Annotated in this window: 15 protein-coding genes; 3 read left to right on the forward strand and 12 right to left on the reverse strand. The window is 33.3% G+C overall.

Annotated features, from left to right (window positions below):
- The first annotated feature begins 22 nt into the window (after positions 1-22).
- Complete coding sequence (lpxK, locus tag AC5SR4_RS11020; RefSeq protein ID WP_495356298.1) at positions 23-1,027, forward strand: tetraacyldisaccharide 4'-kinase; 1,005 nt, start codon at positions 23-25, stop codon at positions 1,025-1,027.
- On the opposite strand, the gene AC5SR4_RS11025 is transcribed toward lpxK, so the two are convergent.
- From AC5SR4_RS11025 to AC5SR4_RS11055, 7 genes are read right to left on the reverse strand one after another with little or no spacing between them, the layout of a single operon-like run.
- Entirely contained in the window at positions 1,024-3,264 is a 2,241-nt protein-coding gene (locus AC5SR4_RS11025; protein ID WP_495356299.1) for an ATP-binding protein, read from the reverse strand. The two genes, lpxK and AC5SR4_RS11025, sit on opposite strands and share 4 nt — an antisense overlap.
- A 28-nt stretch (positions 3,265-3,292) precedes the next feature.
- Complete coding sequence (gene gap, locus AC5SR4_RS11030) at positions 3,293-4,309, reverse strand: type I glyceraldehyde-3-phosphate dehydrogenase (protein ID WP_495356300.1); 1,017 nt, start codon at positions 4,307-4,309, stop codon at positions 3,293-3,295.
- A gap of 2 nt (positions 4,310-4,311) precedes the next feature.
- Complete coding sequence (lipA, locus tag AC5SR4_RS11035) at positions 4,312-5,190, reverse strand: lipoyl synthase (RefSeq protein ID WP_495356301.1); 879 nt, start codon at positions 5,188-5,190, stop codon at positions 4,312-4,314.
- Positions 5,191-5,237: 47 nt separating this feature from the next.
- Positions 5,238-6,482 (reverse strand): NRAMP family divalent metal transporter, encoded by a 1,245-nt coding sequence (locus AC5SR4_RS11040; protein WP_495356302.1) that lies wholly within the window; start codon positions 6,480-6,482, stop codon positions 5,238-5,240.
- A gap of 6 nt (positions 6,483-6,488) precedes the next feature.
- Positions 6,489-7,034 (reverse strand): RNA polymerase sigma factor, encoded by a 546-nt coding sequence (locus AC5SR4_RS11045; RefSeq protein WP_495356303.1) that lies wholly within the window; start codon positions 7,032-7,034, stop codon positions 6,489-6,491.
- Positions 7,025-8,137 carry a glycosyltransferase gene (locus AC5SR4_RS11050; RefSeq protein ID WP_495356304.1) on the reverse strand — a complete coding sequence of 371 codons (1,113 nt, stop codon included), beginning with the start codon at positions 8,135-8,137 and terminating at the stop codon, positions 7,025-7,027. The genes AC5SR4_RS11045 and AC5SR4_RS11050 overlap by 10 nt, the downstream gene beginning before the upstream one ends.
- A gap of 6 nt (positions 8,138-8,143) precedes the next feature.
- Positions 8,144-8,347 (reverse strand): membrane or secreted protein, encoded by a 204-nt coding sequence (locus AC5SR4_RS11055; protein WP_495356305.1) that lies wholly within the window; start codon positions 8,345-8,347, stop codon positions 8,144-8,146.
- Positions 8,348-8,494: 147 nt separating this feature from the next.
- Here AC5SR4_RS11055 and aqpZ point away from each other — a divergent pair, with 147 nt between their 5' ends.
- Positions 8,495-9,181 (forward strand): aquaporin Z, encoded by a 687-nt coding sequence (gene aqpZ / locus AC5SR4_RS11060; protein ID WP_495356306.1) that lies wholly within the window; start codon positions 8,495-8,497, stop codon positions 9,179-9,181.
- A 94-nt stretch (positions 9,182-9,275) separates the two neighbouring features.
- Here aqpZ and AC5SR4_RS11065 read toward each other — a convergent pair whose 3' ends face one another.
- The 4 genes from AC5SR4_RS11065 to AC5SR4_RS11080 form a co-directional block, all read right to left on the reverse strand.
- Positions 9,276-10,064, reverse strand: a complete 789-nt coding sequence (locus AC5SR4_RS11065; protein WP_495356307.1) for an anti-sigma factor domain-containing protein — start codon at positions 10,062-10,064, stop codon at positions 9,276-9,278.
- A 12-nt stretch (positions 10,065-10,076) separates the two neighbouring features.
- The gene (locus tag AC5SR4_RS11070; protein WP_495356308.1) at positions 10,077-10,607 is read right to left on the reverse strand and encodes an RNA polymerase sigma factor; all 531 of its coding nucleotides are present in this window, start codon (positions 10,605-10,607) and stop codon (positions 10,077-10,079) included.
- A gap of 70 nt (positions 10,608-10,677) precedes the next feature.
- Positions 10,678-11,691 carry a UDP-N-acetylmuramate dehydrogenase gene (murB, locus tag AC5SR4_RS11075; protein ID WP_495356309.1) on the reverse strand — a complete coding sequence of 338 codons (1,014 nt, stop codon included), beginning with the start codon at positions 11,689-11,691 and terminating at the stop codon, positions 10,678-10,680.
- Positions 11,691-12,881 (reverse strand): pyridoxal phosphate-dependent aminotransferase, encoded by a 1,191-nt coding sequence (locus AC5SR4_RS11080; protein ID WP_495356310.1) that lies wholly within the window; start codon positions 12,879-12,881, stop codon positions 11,691-11,693. Before AC5SR4_RS11080 ends, murB begins: the two co-directional genes overlap by 1 nt.
- A 124-nt stretch (positions 12,882-13,005) precedes the next feature.
- Here AC5SR4_RS11080 and AC5SR4_RS11085 point away from each other — a divergent pair, with 124 nt between their 5' ends.
- Entirely contained in the window at positions 13,006-14,343 is a 1,338-nt protein-coding gene (locus tag AC5SR4_RS11085) for a retropepsin-like aspartic protease (protein WP_495356311.1), read from the forward strand.
- Between the two features lie 53 nt (positions 14,344-14,396).
- On the opposite strand, the gene AC5SR4_RS11090 is transcribed toward AC5SR4_RS11085, so the two are convergent.
- Positions 14,397-14,816, reverse strand: a complete 420-nt coding sequence (locus tag AC5SR4_RS11090; protein ID WP_495356312.1) for a DUF1573 domain-containing protein — start codon at positions 14,814-14,816, stop codon at positions 14,397-14,399.
- Between the last annotated feature and the right edge of the window lie 264 nt (positions 14,817-15,080).

The following is a 15,080-nucleotide window of genomic DNA, read 5'->3' on the forward strand; positions in this document are numbered from 1 at the left end:
AAAATATTCTACTTTAGCCGTAATGAAGTTAATTAGAAAAATAGCTTTTCCGTTAGTGCCTGTTTATTATGTTGCAACTTATTTACGGAATATGTGTTATGATTTGGGGATAAAAAAATCGCAATCCTACGACTTTCCCGTAATATGTGTTGGCAATTTAAGTGTAGGTGGTACGGGTAAAACCCCTATGATTGAATATTTGATTGATTTGCTTAAGAAGGATCATTTAGTGGCGACTTTAAGTAGGGGGTACAAACGTAAGACAACAGGTTTTCAAGTGGCCAATGAATTTTCTACGGCAGCGGCTATTGGTGATGAGCCTTTTCAGTTCTACAATAAATTTAAAAATGACATTGTTGTTGCGGTTGATGCTGATAGGGCCCATGGTATCAATCAACTGCGTATGATGGAAAGGGAGCCCGATGTGGTTTTGCTAGATGATGCTTTTCAACATAGAAAAGTGGCTGCAGGCTTGAATATATTGCTTACTACTTATGGCCACATGTACACGAATGATGTGGTGCTGCCCACGGGCAACTTGCGTGAGCCAAGAAGCGGCGCTAAAAGGGCGCAGATTATTATTGTTACTAAATGTCCTGAAACAATTTCAGATTCTGATAAACAACGTATTATTAAAGCGATTGCTCCTAAACCTTACCAAAGGGTGTTTTTTAGTAGTATTGTTTATTCCAGTACCTTGTTTTCTTTAGAAACTACTAAAAGTATAGGGGACCTAAAGGATTTTACTTTGGTAACAGGGATTGCCAATGCGGGGGTGTTGGTTGACTTTTTAAAGCGGAAGGGCCTTGCTTTTGAGCATTTAAATTTTAAAGACCACCACGAGTTTTCGCAACAAGATATAGCCGAATTGAAAAAAAGAAAGCTTATTGTAACTACTGAAAAGGATTTTATGCGCCTTAGGCATTATACATCCTTAAATGATACCTTGTTTTATTTACCCATTACAACACGTGTTACTGATTCTGGTACTTTTAACAAGCTTGTTAAGGACTTTGTTAAGGCTTAAGCCGATGTAGGCTTGTTTTTGTTTGATGCCAAGGCGTTGTAAAGTTTTTTCTCGAATTCTTCTTGCTTAAATGGTTTGGGGATAATATCGGTAAACCCAGCTTCTTCAAACTCATGCATTTTATCTTCAATGGTAACAGCTGTTAAGGCAAAAATGGTAAGCTCTTTATCAAACGATCGTACAATTTTAGTTGCTTCTATACCACTAATACCTGGCATGTGAATATCCATAAGAATGATGTCGTACTTATTGGCTTTTATCATATCTACGGCATCTTCACCATTATCTATAATATCACACTTAAGATTCATTTTAGTTAAAATCTTTTTGGTGATCATTTGGTTTATTTTATTGTCTTCTACTACTAAGATCTTAACATTTTTAAGGTCTAAATCTTTTGTGTCGCCTTTAAAGTAAGTTTTAGAGCTGTTATCTGCTGCTTCTTTAGTAGCTGTATACTCCAAAGGAATTTCAAAATAAAAGGTAGTTCCTTTGTCCAATTCACTTTTTACATAAATCTGTCCTTTCAAGATGTCTATTAAGCCTTTTACAATGGAAAGCCCTAAGCCGGTACCACCATATTTTCGGTTAATTTGTATGGACCCTTGAGAAAAACTTTCAAACATGTTCTCTTGCTTTTCTTGGCTAATACCTATGCCATTATCTTCAACCTCAAAACGTAAGGTGTAAATTTTGCCTTTTTCTTCAATCTTGTATATTCTAATCCAGATATCACCATCTTTGGTAAATTTAATGGAGTTACCTATTAGATTGATAAGGATTTGGGATATTTTTAACTGATCGGCAATAAAGTTCTCCGGCAAATTCTTATCGTATTCTAAATGTATTTTAACATTATTGTCTTGAGCCGAGTTGTTTAGGGCCAAAACAATATTGTTTATTTTCTTTTTAAGGTTAAATGGTTCTGGCTCTATATCAACCTTATTAGCTTCAATTTTATTAATTTGAAGAATGTCATTAATAAACGTTAACAAATAGTCTCCTGAAAACTTTAACGATTTTAGGTGCTGTATTTGCTCTGGTTTTGGGTTTTCTTCTAAAAGCATATTACTTAAGCCAGTAACGGCGTAAAGCGGTGTACGTAATTCGTGTGTTACTGTAGATAGGAAATTAGCTTTTGTTTTTGATGCTAATTCGGCTTTTTCTTTGGCAATAATAAGTTCTCCATTCTTTTTGTGGAGCATATTATTTGTTTTTAACCGGATATTGTTGTTTTTATATAGCGATAATGTTAATAACGAAAGTATGGTAATAAGCGCCACACTTAAAATGGAAATAAGGGTGCCCAAACTTTTGTCGTCTTCAGCTTGTTCCAACTTCTCTACAATTTCATTGTTCTTCTCAATGGCATCGTTAAGTAAATATTGTGTTTCTTGCGCTTTGGATGAGTTTGAACGTTTTATGTTTTCTAGTGAATCTGAAACCTCGATATGCTTCTTTAAATATTCTCTTGAAAGTTTATAGTCTTCTATTTCGTTATAAATGTTACTAAGCACTAAGTAGCCCTCATCTAATGTGTTTAGAAAATTATGTTCTTTTGCAATTTGTACACCTTCATTGGCTATAGAAAGGGCTCTTTCATTATTGTTAAGCTTGTTGTAAATAATACTTTGGTAGATTAACGCATCACTTTGGGTTTGTAATTGATTCTCCTTTTTGGCTAGTGCTAATGATTGTTCAATAATATCTCTGGCTTTTCTATAATTTTTTAAATAATAGAATGTTTTTGCCTCACATAGAAGCACTTCTGCCAACTCGGCATTTAAGCCTTCTTCTCCAAACTTGGTTTTAGCGGCCGTATACGAATCGAGTGCTTGGTAATAATCTTTTTTCGCAGAATAAACATCACCAAAAATTTTATAGGACCGGCCTAAGTTTTTGTTGTCATTAATAATGCGTTGTACTTCAATGGCTTTGTTAAGAGACTTTATGGCTTTGTCTTCTTCTTCTATAATAAGCTGTAACTTTCCTTTTACAGTATAAATTTGGCCAATACTTTCTTTGTTATCTAATTTTTCGGCCAATGCTAAGGCCTCATCTAGATTTTTTTGAGCTTTAAAATAATCGTAGTTCTCTAACTCGGTTTGAGACTGCTCAATGCGGTAATTAATGTTATTTTGTATTAGTTCGGGGTCTTCATCTATTGTTTTTTGAGACCAAACACTAATGCTTAATAACATCATTAAAATGGATATGTAGCGTATAATTTGGGACATTTTAATTAATTATTACCGACAAATATAATTATTTTATCGATAAAACACACTTTTTTTCCGATAAATTGCATATTAGGTCGATAATTCTTTTAGAATAACCAGTTTCATTATCGTACCAACCTATAATTTTTACCATGTTTCCAATAACGGATGTCATACCTGAATCAAAAATACAGGAATGGGTGTTTCCTACAATATCGATAGATACTATTGGTGCTTCGGTGTACTCTAAAATACCTTTATAATGGTTTTTTGATGCTTCTTTAAAGGTATTGTTTATGGTTTCTATGCTAACAGGTTTTTTTACGTTAAATGTAATATCGGTTAATGAACCATTAATTACGGGTACGCGAATACCACAACCACCTATGACTTCGGACAATTCTGGAAATATTTTTGTTAATGCTTTGGCAGCTCCTGTAGTTGTTGGGACTATAGATTGGCTTGCTGCACGAGACCTTCGCAAATCTGGATGTGGCTGGTCATGTAAGCTTTGGTCTGTTGTATAGGAATGAACAGTTGTAATATAGGCCTGGTTAATACCGCATAATTTGTTTATAATGTCAATCATAGGTGCGGCATTGTTTGTAGTGCATGAAGCGTTTGAAATGACGGTCTCAGAACCATCTATAATAGTATCATTAACACCTAAAACAATGGTCTTTATATCATCATCAATAGGAGGAACGCTTAGAATTACACATTTAGCCCCATTGGATACATGATGTTGTAACTGCGCTGTTGTTTTGAACTTTCCAGTAGCTTCAACAACAAAGTCTATATTATAGGGCTTCCAGTTAACATTTTTAGGATGCTTGTGCTTTAATAAGGGTATATTTTTGTCGTTTACCGTAATATGCCCATCATCATACGAAACATAATTGTTAAAAATTCCATGAACACTATCGTATTTAAGCAAATGGCTTAAGGTTTTGGCGTCGGCTAGATCATTAATGGCTACCACTTGTATATCATTATAATCCTGTAGAAGCCTAAATACACGCCTACCTATCCTACCAAAGCCATTGATAGCAATATTAATCATAACTAATTGATATGTTTTTGAGCTTTATATGAAGAGCGTACCAATGCGCTACTTTCTACATGACGGAAGCCTAACTCTAAGCCTATGTCTTCATACTCCTTAAATTGATCGGGAGTAATGAACTGTTTTACAGGAAGGTGTCTTTTACTAGGTTGCAGGTATTGCCCTATAGTAACTACATCTACATCATTGGCTTTCAGGTCCTGTAATGTTTCAATAACTTCCTCACGAGTTTCTCCCAAGCCCAACATAATGCCCGATTTTGTGCGACGTTGTCCTTGTTGCTTTAAATATTTTAAAACCCCCATACTTCTATCGTATTGTGCTTGAATTCGAACTTCACGAGTTAAACGTCTAACGGTTTCAATATTATGGGAAACTACTTCCGGTGCTACATCTATAATTCTATCAATGTGCTTTTCTATACCTTGAAAATCTGGAATTAGTGTTTCCAATGTGGTATTGTGGTTCATTCTGCGTACTGCCTTAACGGTTTCTGCCCACATAATACTACCCATATCCTTTAAATCATCTCTATCAACACTGGTTAGAACGGCATGTTTAATATTCATGATCTTTATAGATCGTGCTACTTTTTCAGGTTCATCCCAATCAACAGTTTCTGGGCGACCTGTTTTTACACCACAAAAACCACATGAACGGGTACATATATTTCCCAAGATCATAAATGTAGCAGTACCTTCACCCCAGCATTCGCCCATATTGGGGCAGCTGCCAGATGTACAAATGGTGTTAAGTTTATATTTGTCTACCAAACCTCTAAGTTCTGTGTATTTTTTTCCTGTTGGAAGTTTTACACGCAGCCATTTGGGTTTTGCTTGTCGCTCTGGTAAGGTATTTGAAATTGTTTCTGGACTCATACTAAAAAATAAAGCACAAAGATACAAAGTATTCTTTTAAAAAGGTCTTATAAAGTAGTTAGATACCATATGCTAAACCCTATTAAAAAGACTATTCCCATCCAGCTTAAAATATGGAGCCATTTTGATGGATGCCAATCCTTGGGTGTATGCTTACTTGATATTAATATATAATTCATGATGGCATAAAATGGCGCTGTAATAAAGGATAGAATGGTAGCTATTTTTATGAGAAAACCCATTTCTGAAGCCCAGAAGAAGAAAATGAAAATAGTTCCAATGGTCAATAATACCATCCAAAATAAATAACCAAACCTTGAAGATTTTTTAAAAAGTAGTTGGGTTGCTTTGGTCATAGCCCTAGGTGATGCATCTAAAGTTGTTAATGTTGTGCTAAACATGGTTGTAAAAGCTGCAATGCCAATAATAATGTAGGCCCAATTACCCAAGTTCTTGGTATACATTTCAATTAATTGTTTAGAGAATATACTAGCAGAATCGCTAAATGTTTCACCGCTACTATACATTACCAAAGCACCTAAAAGCAAAAATCCTAAACCTAAAATAATGGTGCTTACGTAGCCAATATTAAAATCGAAAAGGGCAGATTTTGGTGTGTACTGGTTTGTGTCTTGATTTTTTTCGATGGACCAAAGCGATTGCCATATAGAGATATCCAGTGGGGCGGGCATCCATCCCATAAAAGCTATTAAAAAGGCAATATCCAAAGGTTCTATTGGTAATACCTGCACCATTGAAAAGTGTTCTTGGTTATTAGATAGCGCCATACCAACCGCAACAATTGTACTAATGGTTAATGTAATGACAATTATTTTCATTAATCTGTCCAATAATTTGTATTTGCCTATAATGAGAAGGGAAAAACAAACAACAAGAATGATAACGGTCCAGGTTTCGGTACTGCTTATAGATACGTGGCCAATATTTAAAGCACCAAAGCCCGAAAATAAATTTGAGGCCAAGCCAGCGGTAACAATGGTTACACCCGTTTGTATGGTGAATATGGTTGCGAAATTTAATATGTAATAGGTTGTTAATACACCTTTGCCCAACTTTTTGTATCCATCTAATAAGCTTTCACCAGTAGCTGTTGCATACCTTGGGCCATATTGAAAAAATGGGTATTTAAATAGATTTACTAAAAACAAGGCCCATATAAGCCCCAGGCCAAAACTCGCACCCGCACGAGTAGATTGTACCAAATGTGATACGCCAATAGCGGCACCAGCAAACAGTAAGCCAGGGCCTAGGTTTTTTAGTTTAGTTGTCATTCTTATTTAATTCTCTTGGATAATTTTGGCTAATAATTTTTTAGCTCGTAGCAATTTAACTTTAACATTATTTATAGGCTCTTTTAATTGTATGGATATTTCTTTATAGCTTAACTCCTGAAAGTACCTTAAGTTTATGATGTTTTGATAATGGGGTTTTAATTTTTTAACATCACGCAGTAATTTTGCTAAATTCTGCTCGGTTATTAGCTTGTCTTCTGGTGTAGGGGATTCATCTAAGATTTGATAGACAGATTTATCATCATTGGAGATAATTTTGGAAATAGAATGCTTCTCTTTTCGCAATAAATCGATGTGTATATTCTTTGATATGGTTATTAGCCATGTTTTGAATTTGTAGGATTCATCAAATGTTTCTATCCTGTCAAAAGCTCTAGAGAATGTTTGTATGGTAATGTCTTCGGCGTCATTTTCATTTTCAATGCGCTTTAATTGAAAGCCATAAACATCATCCCAAAACGTATCTAATAAAAAGTTGAACGCTTTTTGATCATTTTTTTTTGCTCGCTTAATGGCATCACTTATTTCCAATGACTTGGTTTTGATATTAGATTATTTATAAAGATAGTTAATTGTACTATAATTAAAAAAACTTCTAAAAAAGGAATGAAAACCAGCAAATCGGTTTCGTTTAGTTTTTTTGAAGATACCCCTATAACTATATATTGAACGGTAATACGGATTAAAACCAATGCCACCACAATTTGCCAATAGTGCATAGCCATTAATAAAACAGCAGATAAACACCAGAACAATAATTGATTTGAATATAGTAAAGCCAACAATACTTTATGACTCAATTTATAGTGCTTTGCAGTAGAGATATGGCGCCTTTTTTGTTTTATCCAATCCTTAAAAGTTGTTTTTGGAATGGATGTTGTAAAACTATTTCTAGAAAAACAAATGGCGGTATTTTTTTTTGTAGCAACTTGGTTTACAAATAAATCGTCATCACCTGACCGCACTTTTATATGTTTGATAAACCCATTGGCATTGAAAAACTCTTTTTTTGTGTACGCTAGGTTTCTTCCAACACCCATATACGGCATACCCATTTTGGTAAAGGAAAAATAGGTGACTGCGGTAATTAAAGTTTCAAACCGAATGAGTTTGTTTAAAAATGAATTCTTGATTTTTGAATAGGCGCCGTAACCTAAAATAATGGATTTTTTGTTGTTGAAGTGTGCGCAAATATCTTGTATCCAATATTTTGAAACAGGTATGCAATCAGCATCGGTAAATATTAAGTGCTCGTTTTTAGAAGCTTTAATACCAAGTGTTAAGGCATATTTTTTATTGCCCCAAAAGGCTTCAATATTTTTAACATCCACTATCTTAATATTGTTGTGAAGTTCCTTGAAATGCTTCATAACTTTAAGTGTGTGGTCACTTGAAGCATCATTGATTAGTACAACCTCAAAGTCGGGATAGTCTTGTGATAAAATAGAAGGCAAAAAACGCTGTAGATTTTTAGCTTCGTTCTTAGCACAAATTATTACGGAGACGGGTATTTTATTTTTCGGTCTTTTTTTGGGTTTAAAAAAAGCAAACTTTCCAAAAATGAGTAAATAAACTATAACTTGAATGGTTACTACAGCACAGAATGCGTAGAATAAAAAATCAAGTAAACCCATAAAGTATTATGAATGTTGTGTTTCGTTGCAGGTTTCAAATTGATCGGGGGTTTTGCCGCAAAAGCCACAGGCTTCGCCATCTTTATTTAGCATTGGGTTTTGACTTGCGCAAGTACCAGCAAATTTGCCATCTTTTTTGGCCCATATTTTTATGGCAATTCCAGCAATTCCTAATCCCAATAATACCAATGTAATTAAAAGAAGTTTCATGTTAATTTATTTTATGCAAAGGTAATGCTTTTAAAGATAAATTGACAACGAGATTATAAGATAGTGACAATTCAAATTTAATTTTTGTAAAGTTTTACGTTACAATAATTCTTATCTTTAGTTGGTTAATCTTTAAAATTTTATTTCATGAAAAAATTATTTGCAGAGTTTTTTGGGACATTTTGGTTAGTTTTTGGTGGTTGTGGAAGTGCAATTTTCGCGGCAGGCTATCCAGAACTAGGTATTGGTTTTGCAGGGGTAGCATTAGCTTTTGGTCTAACCGTGTTGACCATGGTTTTTGCAGTTGGTCATATTTCTGGAGGACATTTTAACCCAGCCGTATCTTTAGGTTTATGGGCAGGAGGCAGGTTTCAAGCTAAAAACTTAATTGGTTATATAGTAGCTCAGTTAATTGGTGCAATTGCAGCTGCAAGTGTGTTGTATTTAATTTTTTCAGGAAAATCAGACTTTGTTAATGTTGGTGGTTTTGCTGCAAATGGTTATGGTGAATTGTCTCCTGATGGCTATTCTATGACATCTGCATTAATAATTGAGTTTGTTTTAACGGCATTTTTCTTATTAATAATTTTAGGAAGTACTAATGAAAGAGCACCGAAAGGTTTTGCTCCCATTGCTATTGGTCTTGGGTTGACATTAATTCACTTAATAAGTATTCCTATTACTAATACATCGGTTAATCCTGCTCGTTCTACAAGTCAGGCAATATTTGCAGGATATGATTTTACAGCACAATTATGGTTGTTTTGGTTAGCCCCTATTGCAGGAGCCATTGTAGCAGGTTTTATACATAAAACGTTATTTGATAAAGAGTAACTTTTTATGAATTAAAGACAATAAAATAATAAAAAGCCCCACTTAATTTTAAGTGGGGCTTTTTACATGAGGGATTTTGTAGATAATATACTTGTTATTTTAAATCTATTTCAGCTACTGAATTATCTAAAGAAGCTGTAGTATTGCCACCTTTGGGCTCAATTGTTATATTTAAAGCAAGAGCATCTTCTGTATAAGGAATGGCCTTAAGCTGTCTGTCTGTTTCACTTAAAATACCCAAACTAACCATTTTACCTTGTAATTCTGCCCATATTTGGTAACATTGCTCTTCTGGCAGTTGAGGTAAAGAAACTACATCAATCATAGAGGTCTTTTCTTTGGTATTTATATAGGCAACTGTTTTTAAATTTTTAGCACGATTGTTACCTTGCATAATGTATTTATAAGTTTCCGGGTCATTAAGCTGTTTAAATTGTTGCATAATGTCGTCTAACTTTTTATTATTCATTTCAATATCACTACGTAAATCAAAAATCTCATCGACTACAATCTGGTTTTCTTCACTCAATTTCTTGTTTTGATTGTAAAAAATGTATGAAGTACCGGCAAATAATAAAGCTGCAATGCTTGCTGCAATACTATATTTGTACCAAGATTTATAGGTCTTTGAAGATTTCATATTTACTACAGGTGCCTCATCAAGTTCATCTAAAATCTTGTTTAAGATACCTTTGGGAGCTTCTACGGCATTGCTTTTGGCAACTATTTCCAAATTGGATTGCAATGTATTGTAGGCATTTTGTACTTCTGGGTATTTTGAAATATAGGTTTCAACCTTTTCTGTTTCAGCAACAGTAGTTTCACCTAAAAGATATTTTTCTAATAGGCCAGAATTTAAAAAAGTAGTTATTTTCGCATTCATGACGTTTTTAAGTTAAGGATTGTAAATTTTTTTCAATTCACGTAATCCAATTTTTAATCTCGATTTTATAGTTCCCAGTGGAATATTTAGTTCATCACTGGCTTCTTGTTGTGTCATGCCCTCAAAAAAGAGTGCATTTATTACTATTTTATATTTTTCATCTAAGCTACTAAGGTGTTTTTTTATATCTAAAACATCCTCATTTAGTTCAAATGCTGATATCTTATATACGATTGAAGTTTCTATTTGGACTTCTTTACCGCTTTTATTTTTTTGTGATCTAACTTTATCTATGGCTGTATTATAGGCAATTCTATATAACCATGTAAATAGCTTGGCTTTGCTTGCATCATATTTTTTTGAATAGCGCCATATTTTTACAAAACTTTCCTGTAGAACATCTTGTGCAGTATCATCGTCTGATATAATCTTTTTTATAACGCCATATAAAGAATCTGCATAGTTTTCATATAGCAGGGAAATAGCTTTTTTATCACTACGTTCCAAAAGGCCAACTATTTCTTTTTCAATTGGAGATGTCAAGTTTAATCAAGATTAAAAGTTAAAATTTTAATGGTATAAAAACACCAAAGTTAGAAATTTCTTTTATATATTATATAATATTTACTTCTGCTTCAATATAAATACCAAATAGACGTCTTACAGTTTCTTGGATTAATTTTGAAAGCTTTAGAATATCTGCTCCTGTAGCATTGCCATAATTTACCAAAACCAGAGCCTGGTTTTTATGTACACCATAATCACCAAAACGCTTACCCTTAAACCCAGCTTTTTCAATAAGCCATCCAGCTGGAATTTTCATGTGCTCTTCTAAGACGGGATAAGCAGGAATATCTTTAAAGTTTTCTAACAATACATTGTAATGTTGCTTAGTAACAATAGGGTTTTTAAAGAAACTACCACTGTTTCCAATAATTTTTGGGTTAGGTAATTTACTTTCTCTAATCGCAATTACTGCATTGGATACATCTTTTATGCCTGGTGCGGTTATTTGCATTGTTTTTAATTGCGACGCAATAGCACCATAGTCCATATGTAATGTATGGTGGTGTCTTGTAAGCTTAAAAGTAACACTTGTAATAATATATTGTCCTTTAGCCTCTTGTTTGAAAACAGAGCTTCTATAATCGAAGTTACAGTCTGTTTTCTTAAATGTTTTTATTGTTTTAGTAGCAATGGCAATAGCTTCACAAGATTCAAAAGTATCTTTTAATTCAACACCATAAGCACCTATGTTTTGTATTGGCGCTGTGCCAACATTACCAGGAATAAGTGATAAGTTTTCTATACCCCCGTAATTATTATCAATACACCAAAGTACAAATTCATGCCAGTTTTCACCAGCATTTGCTTTTATATAAGCAAAATTAGCATCCTCACTTATAACTTCAATACCTTTAATGTTTATATGTATTATAAGCCCATCATAATTCTGCGTAAGTAGCATGTTACTACCACCACCTAAAATAAGTTTGTTTGAATAGGTTTTTAAGTCTAAGACAGTTTTTAGGTCTTTAATACTAGCAACCGAAACAAAGTATTTTGCAGTAACATCAATACCAAAAGTATTATAGGGTTTTAAAGATATGTTTTGTTTTATTTGCACTAATCTTTATAAACTTTTAAAGCTTCTTTTATAATGTTTACAGCTTTTATCAAGCTTTCTTTATTAAGCACATAGGCAATTCTAACTTGGTTTAACCCAATACCAGGGGTCGAGTAAAACCCACCAGCAGGTGCAACCATAACAGTTTCACCGTCAAAATCAAAATGTTCTAACAACCATTGTGCAAAATAATCAGAATTTTTTATTGGTAGCTCTGCAATACAGTAAAAAGCGCCTTTTGGTTTTCCTACTTTTACACCTTCAATCTTTTGCAATTCGCTAATGAGTATATCCCTTCTTTCCACATATTCGGCAATAACATTGTCAAAATAGCTCTGTGGTGTATCTAAAGCAGCTTCACTGGCAATTTGTGCATAAGTAGGCGGACTTAAACGTGCTTGCGCGAACTTAAGTACCGTTTGCATAACAATTTTATTTCTAGAAATAAGACATCCTACACGGGCTCCACACATGCTATAACGCTTAGATACAGAATCTATTACTATGGTGTTTTCATCCAATCCTTCTAATTGCATAACAGAATAATGTGTGTTGCCATCATAGACAAATTCACGGTAAACCTCATCGGCAATTAAAAACAGATCATGCTTTTTAGCTAAAGAGGCTAATTTTTTAATTTCATCTTCAGAATACAAATATCCAGTTGGGTTTCCAGGATTGCATATTAGTATTGCTTTTGTTTTTGGTGTAATGAGCTTTTCAAAAGTTGCTATATCAGGCAAAGCAAAATTGTTTTCAATACTACAAACAGCAGGAACAACATTAACGCCTGTAGCAGTTGAGAACGCTAAATAATTTGCATAGAAAGGTTCTGATACAATAACTTCATCTTCGGGATCCATAATACTACTAAACAAAAACAACAATGCTTCACTAGCGCCAGTTGTTACAATAATATCGTTGTGTGAAACACTAATTTGATGTTTTTTGTAATAGGCCGCTAATTTTTTTCTATAGTCGTCAGATCCTTCAGAACGAGAATAAGAAAGTATCTCTATGTCGTTGTTTTTTACAGCCTCTAAGGCTACTTCGGGGGTTTTAATATCAGGTTGCCCAATATTTAAATAATATATAGTTTTTCCATCTCTTATGGCTTGTTCGGCATAAGGAACTAATTTTCGTATTGGCGATTCGGGCATTAATTGCCCTTTTCTGGATATAGTTGGCATTATTATTAGTATAAGGCGCAAAGTTGAGAAAATTATCTTAAAGTTTTTTTAAAAAACGGACTAAAATAGATGCCGTGTTTTAAAGATTTGTAAATTGAATAGATAAATGTTCATGCATGCCTTTATGAAAAAAATCATTACGTGCTTCATATTTCTTTTTTTAAGTCAGGTTGTTTTACCCCAAGACCAATTTATAGTTCAAAACAAGCGACAGTCTGATAAGATTAAATTTAAACTTATAAACAATTTAATTATTATCCCTGTTGAAATTAATGGTGTTAAGCTATCTTTTGTGTTAGATACCGGTGTAAGCAAGCCCATTATATTTAATTTCTTAAATGTGTCCGACACTTTAAAGATAAAGCATACAGAAAAAATCTTTTTAAGAGGATTGGGCGAAGGTGAATCTGTGGAAGCATTGAAATCGGACAATAATATTATAAAGATAGGCGATGCCATTAAATTTAGCCAAGATTTATATGCCATTAACAATAATAACATGAACTTTTCACCTAAACTTGGAGTACTAATCCATGGTATTATAGGGTATGATTTGTTTAAGGATTTAATAGTTGAAATTAATTATTCTAGAAAATATGTAAGACTAACAAACCCTAAGGCTTTTAGATATAAAAAATGTAGAAAGTGTGAACAATTAAATTTAGAATTTTATAATAATAAACCCTATATAAATGGTGTAGTTCATAAGGATAAAAAAGATATCCCTATAAAACTGTTAATCGATTCGGGTGGAAGTGACTCGCTTTGGTTATTTGAAGACGATTCCCTAGGAATTAAATCCAATAACAATTTCTTTTACGATTTTTTAGGCCACGGTTTAAGCGGCAGTGTATATGGAAAGCGCTCTAAAATAGATGGATTGTCATTAAAGAGCTTTAAATTAGAAAAAGCAAATGTTGCATATCCTGATGCTTCATCAATAACAATAGCCAAGCAATTTAAGGGTAGAAATGGCAGTTTGGCTGGAAATATATTAAAACGGTTCAATATTATTTTTGATTATCAAAGAGCTATAATAACACTAAAAAAGAATCATTATTTCAAAGAAAAGTTTAGCTACAACAAAAGTGGTATCGAGTTAGAACATAGTGGTGTACGTTTAGTGAAAGAGGTGGATAACAAGATAGCATCAGAAAGGTCTGGATTAGAGCAAAGTGAAAGTGCCATTAAACACAATAAATTTATTATAGATACCCAATATAAAGTAGCATTAAAGCCAGCATATGCTATTGTAGAGTTAAGAACAAATTCGCCAGCTTACGAAGCAGGATTAAAAGTAAACGACGTTATTTTGTCTATAAACGGACGGTCAACATATCAATATACCTTGCAACAATTAACACATTTTTTCTATGACGATGCGGGCACGCGCATAAAACTAAAAGTAGAAAGAGGGGGCAAAAGCTTATATTTCAATTTTAACCTAAAAGATCCGTTATAAAAAAAGAGCCAAGTTAAATTGGCTCTTTTTCTATTAATTATATTATAACTAATTTATTGTTGCTGAACAATACTTTTACCTTTCTTTTCAAGAACACTACCGTCTTTGCTGTCTACAACTTCACCTTTAATTTTTAAAGCCACCGTAGGGGTTTCAGCATTAGATATAACAGTAATTGTTTTTCTAATAGGGTTTACTCTATTAGTATCATATTTAACTTCAATCTGTCCGGTTTTACCAGGTAGAATAGGATCTTCAGGTTTTTTAGGAATAGTACAACCACAACTAGATGACACTTTAGAAATAATTAAAGGGGCATCACCGGTATTTGTAAATTCAAAAACACGCACACCATCAGAACCCTTTTCTATAGTTCCATAATCAATGGTGTCTGTTTTAAACTCTATTTTCGCTTGGGCGTTAAGAGAAAAACTGATTAATCCGATACATAAAATTGTAATTAATTGTTTCATGGTTTTATATTTTCATTAATTAATTTTCTTAACATTTTTATGGCATACGCCCATAAATTATGCATTTTTTTCATCATTATGCATGTCAAACATAGTTACTTTTTCTACATTCTACAAAATTATTAGACGAATGGTAAATATATTAACACACTAAAATCGGTCAAAATCCTCATGTCTTTTCTTATGATTTCTCTCACCTGTAAAATAAAGCCCAGCAATTCTTATCATAATATGGCTTTCACAGAAAAAGAAATATAAGTACTT

Source organism: Aestuariibaculum scopimerae (assembly GCF_059428085.1).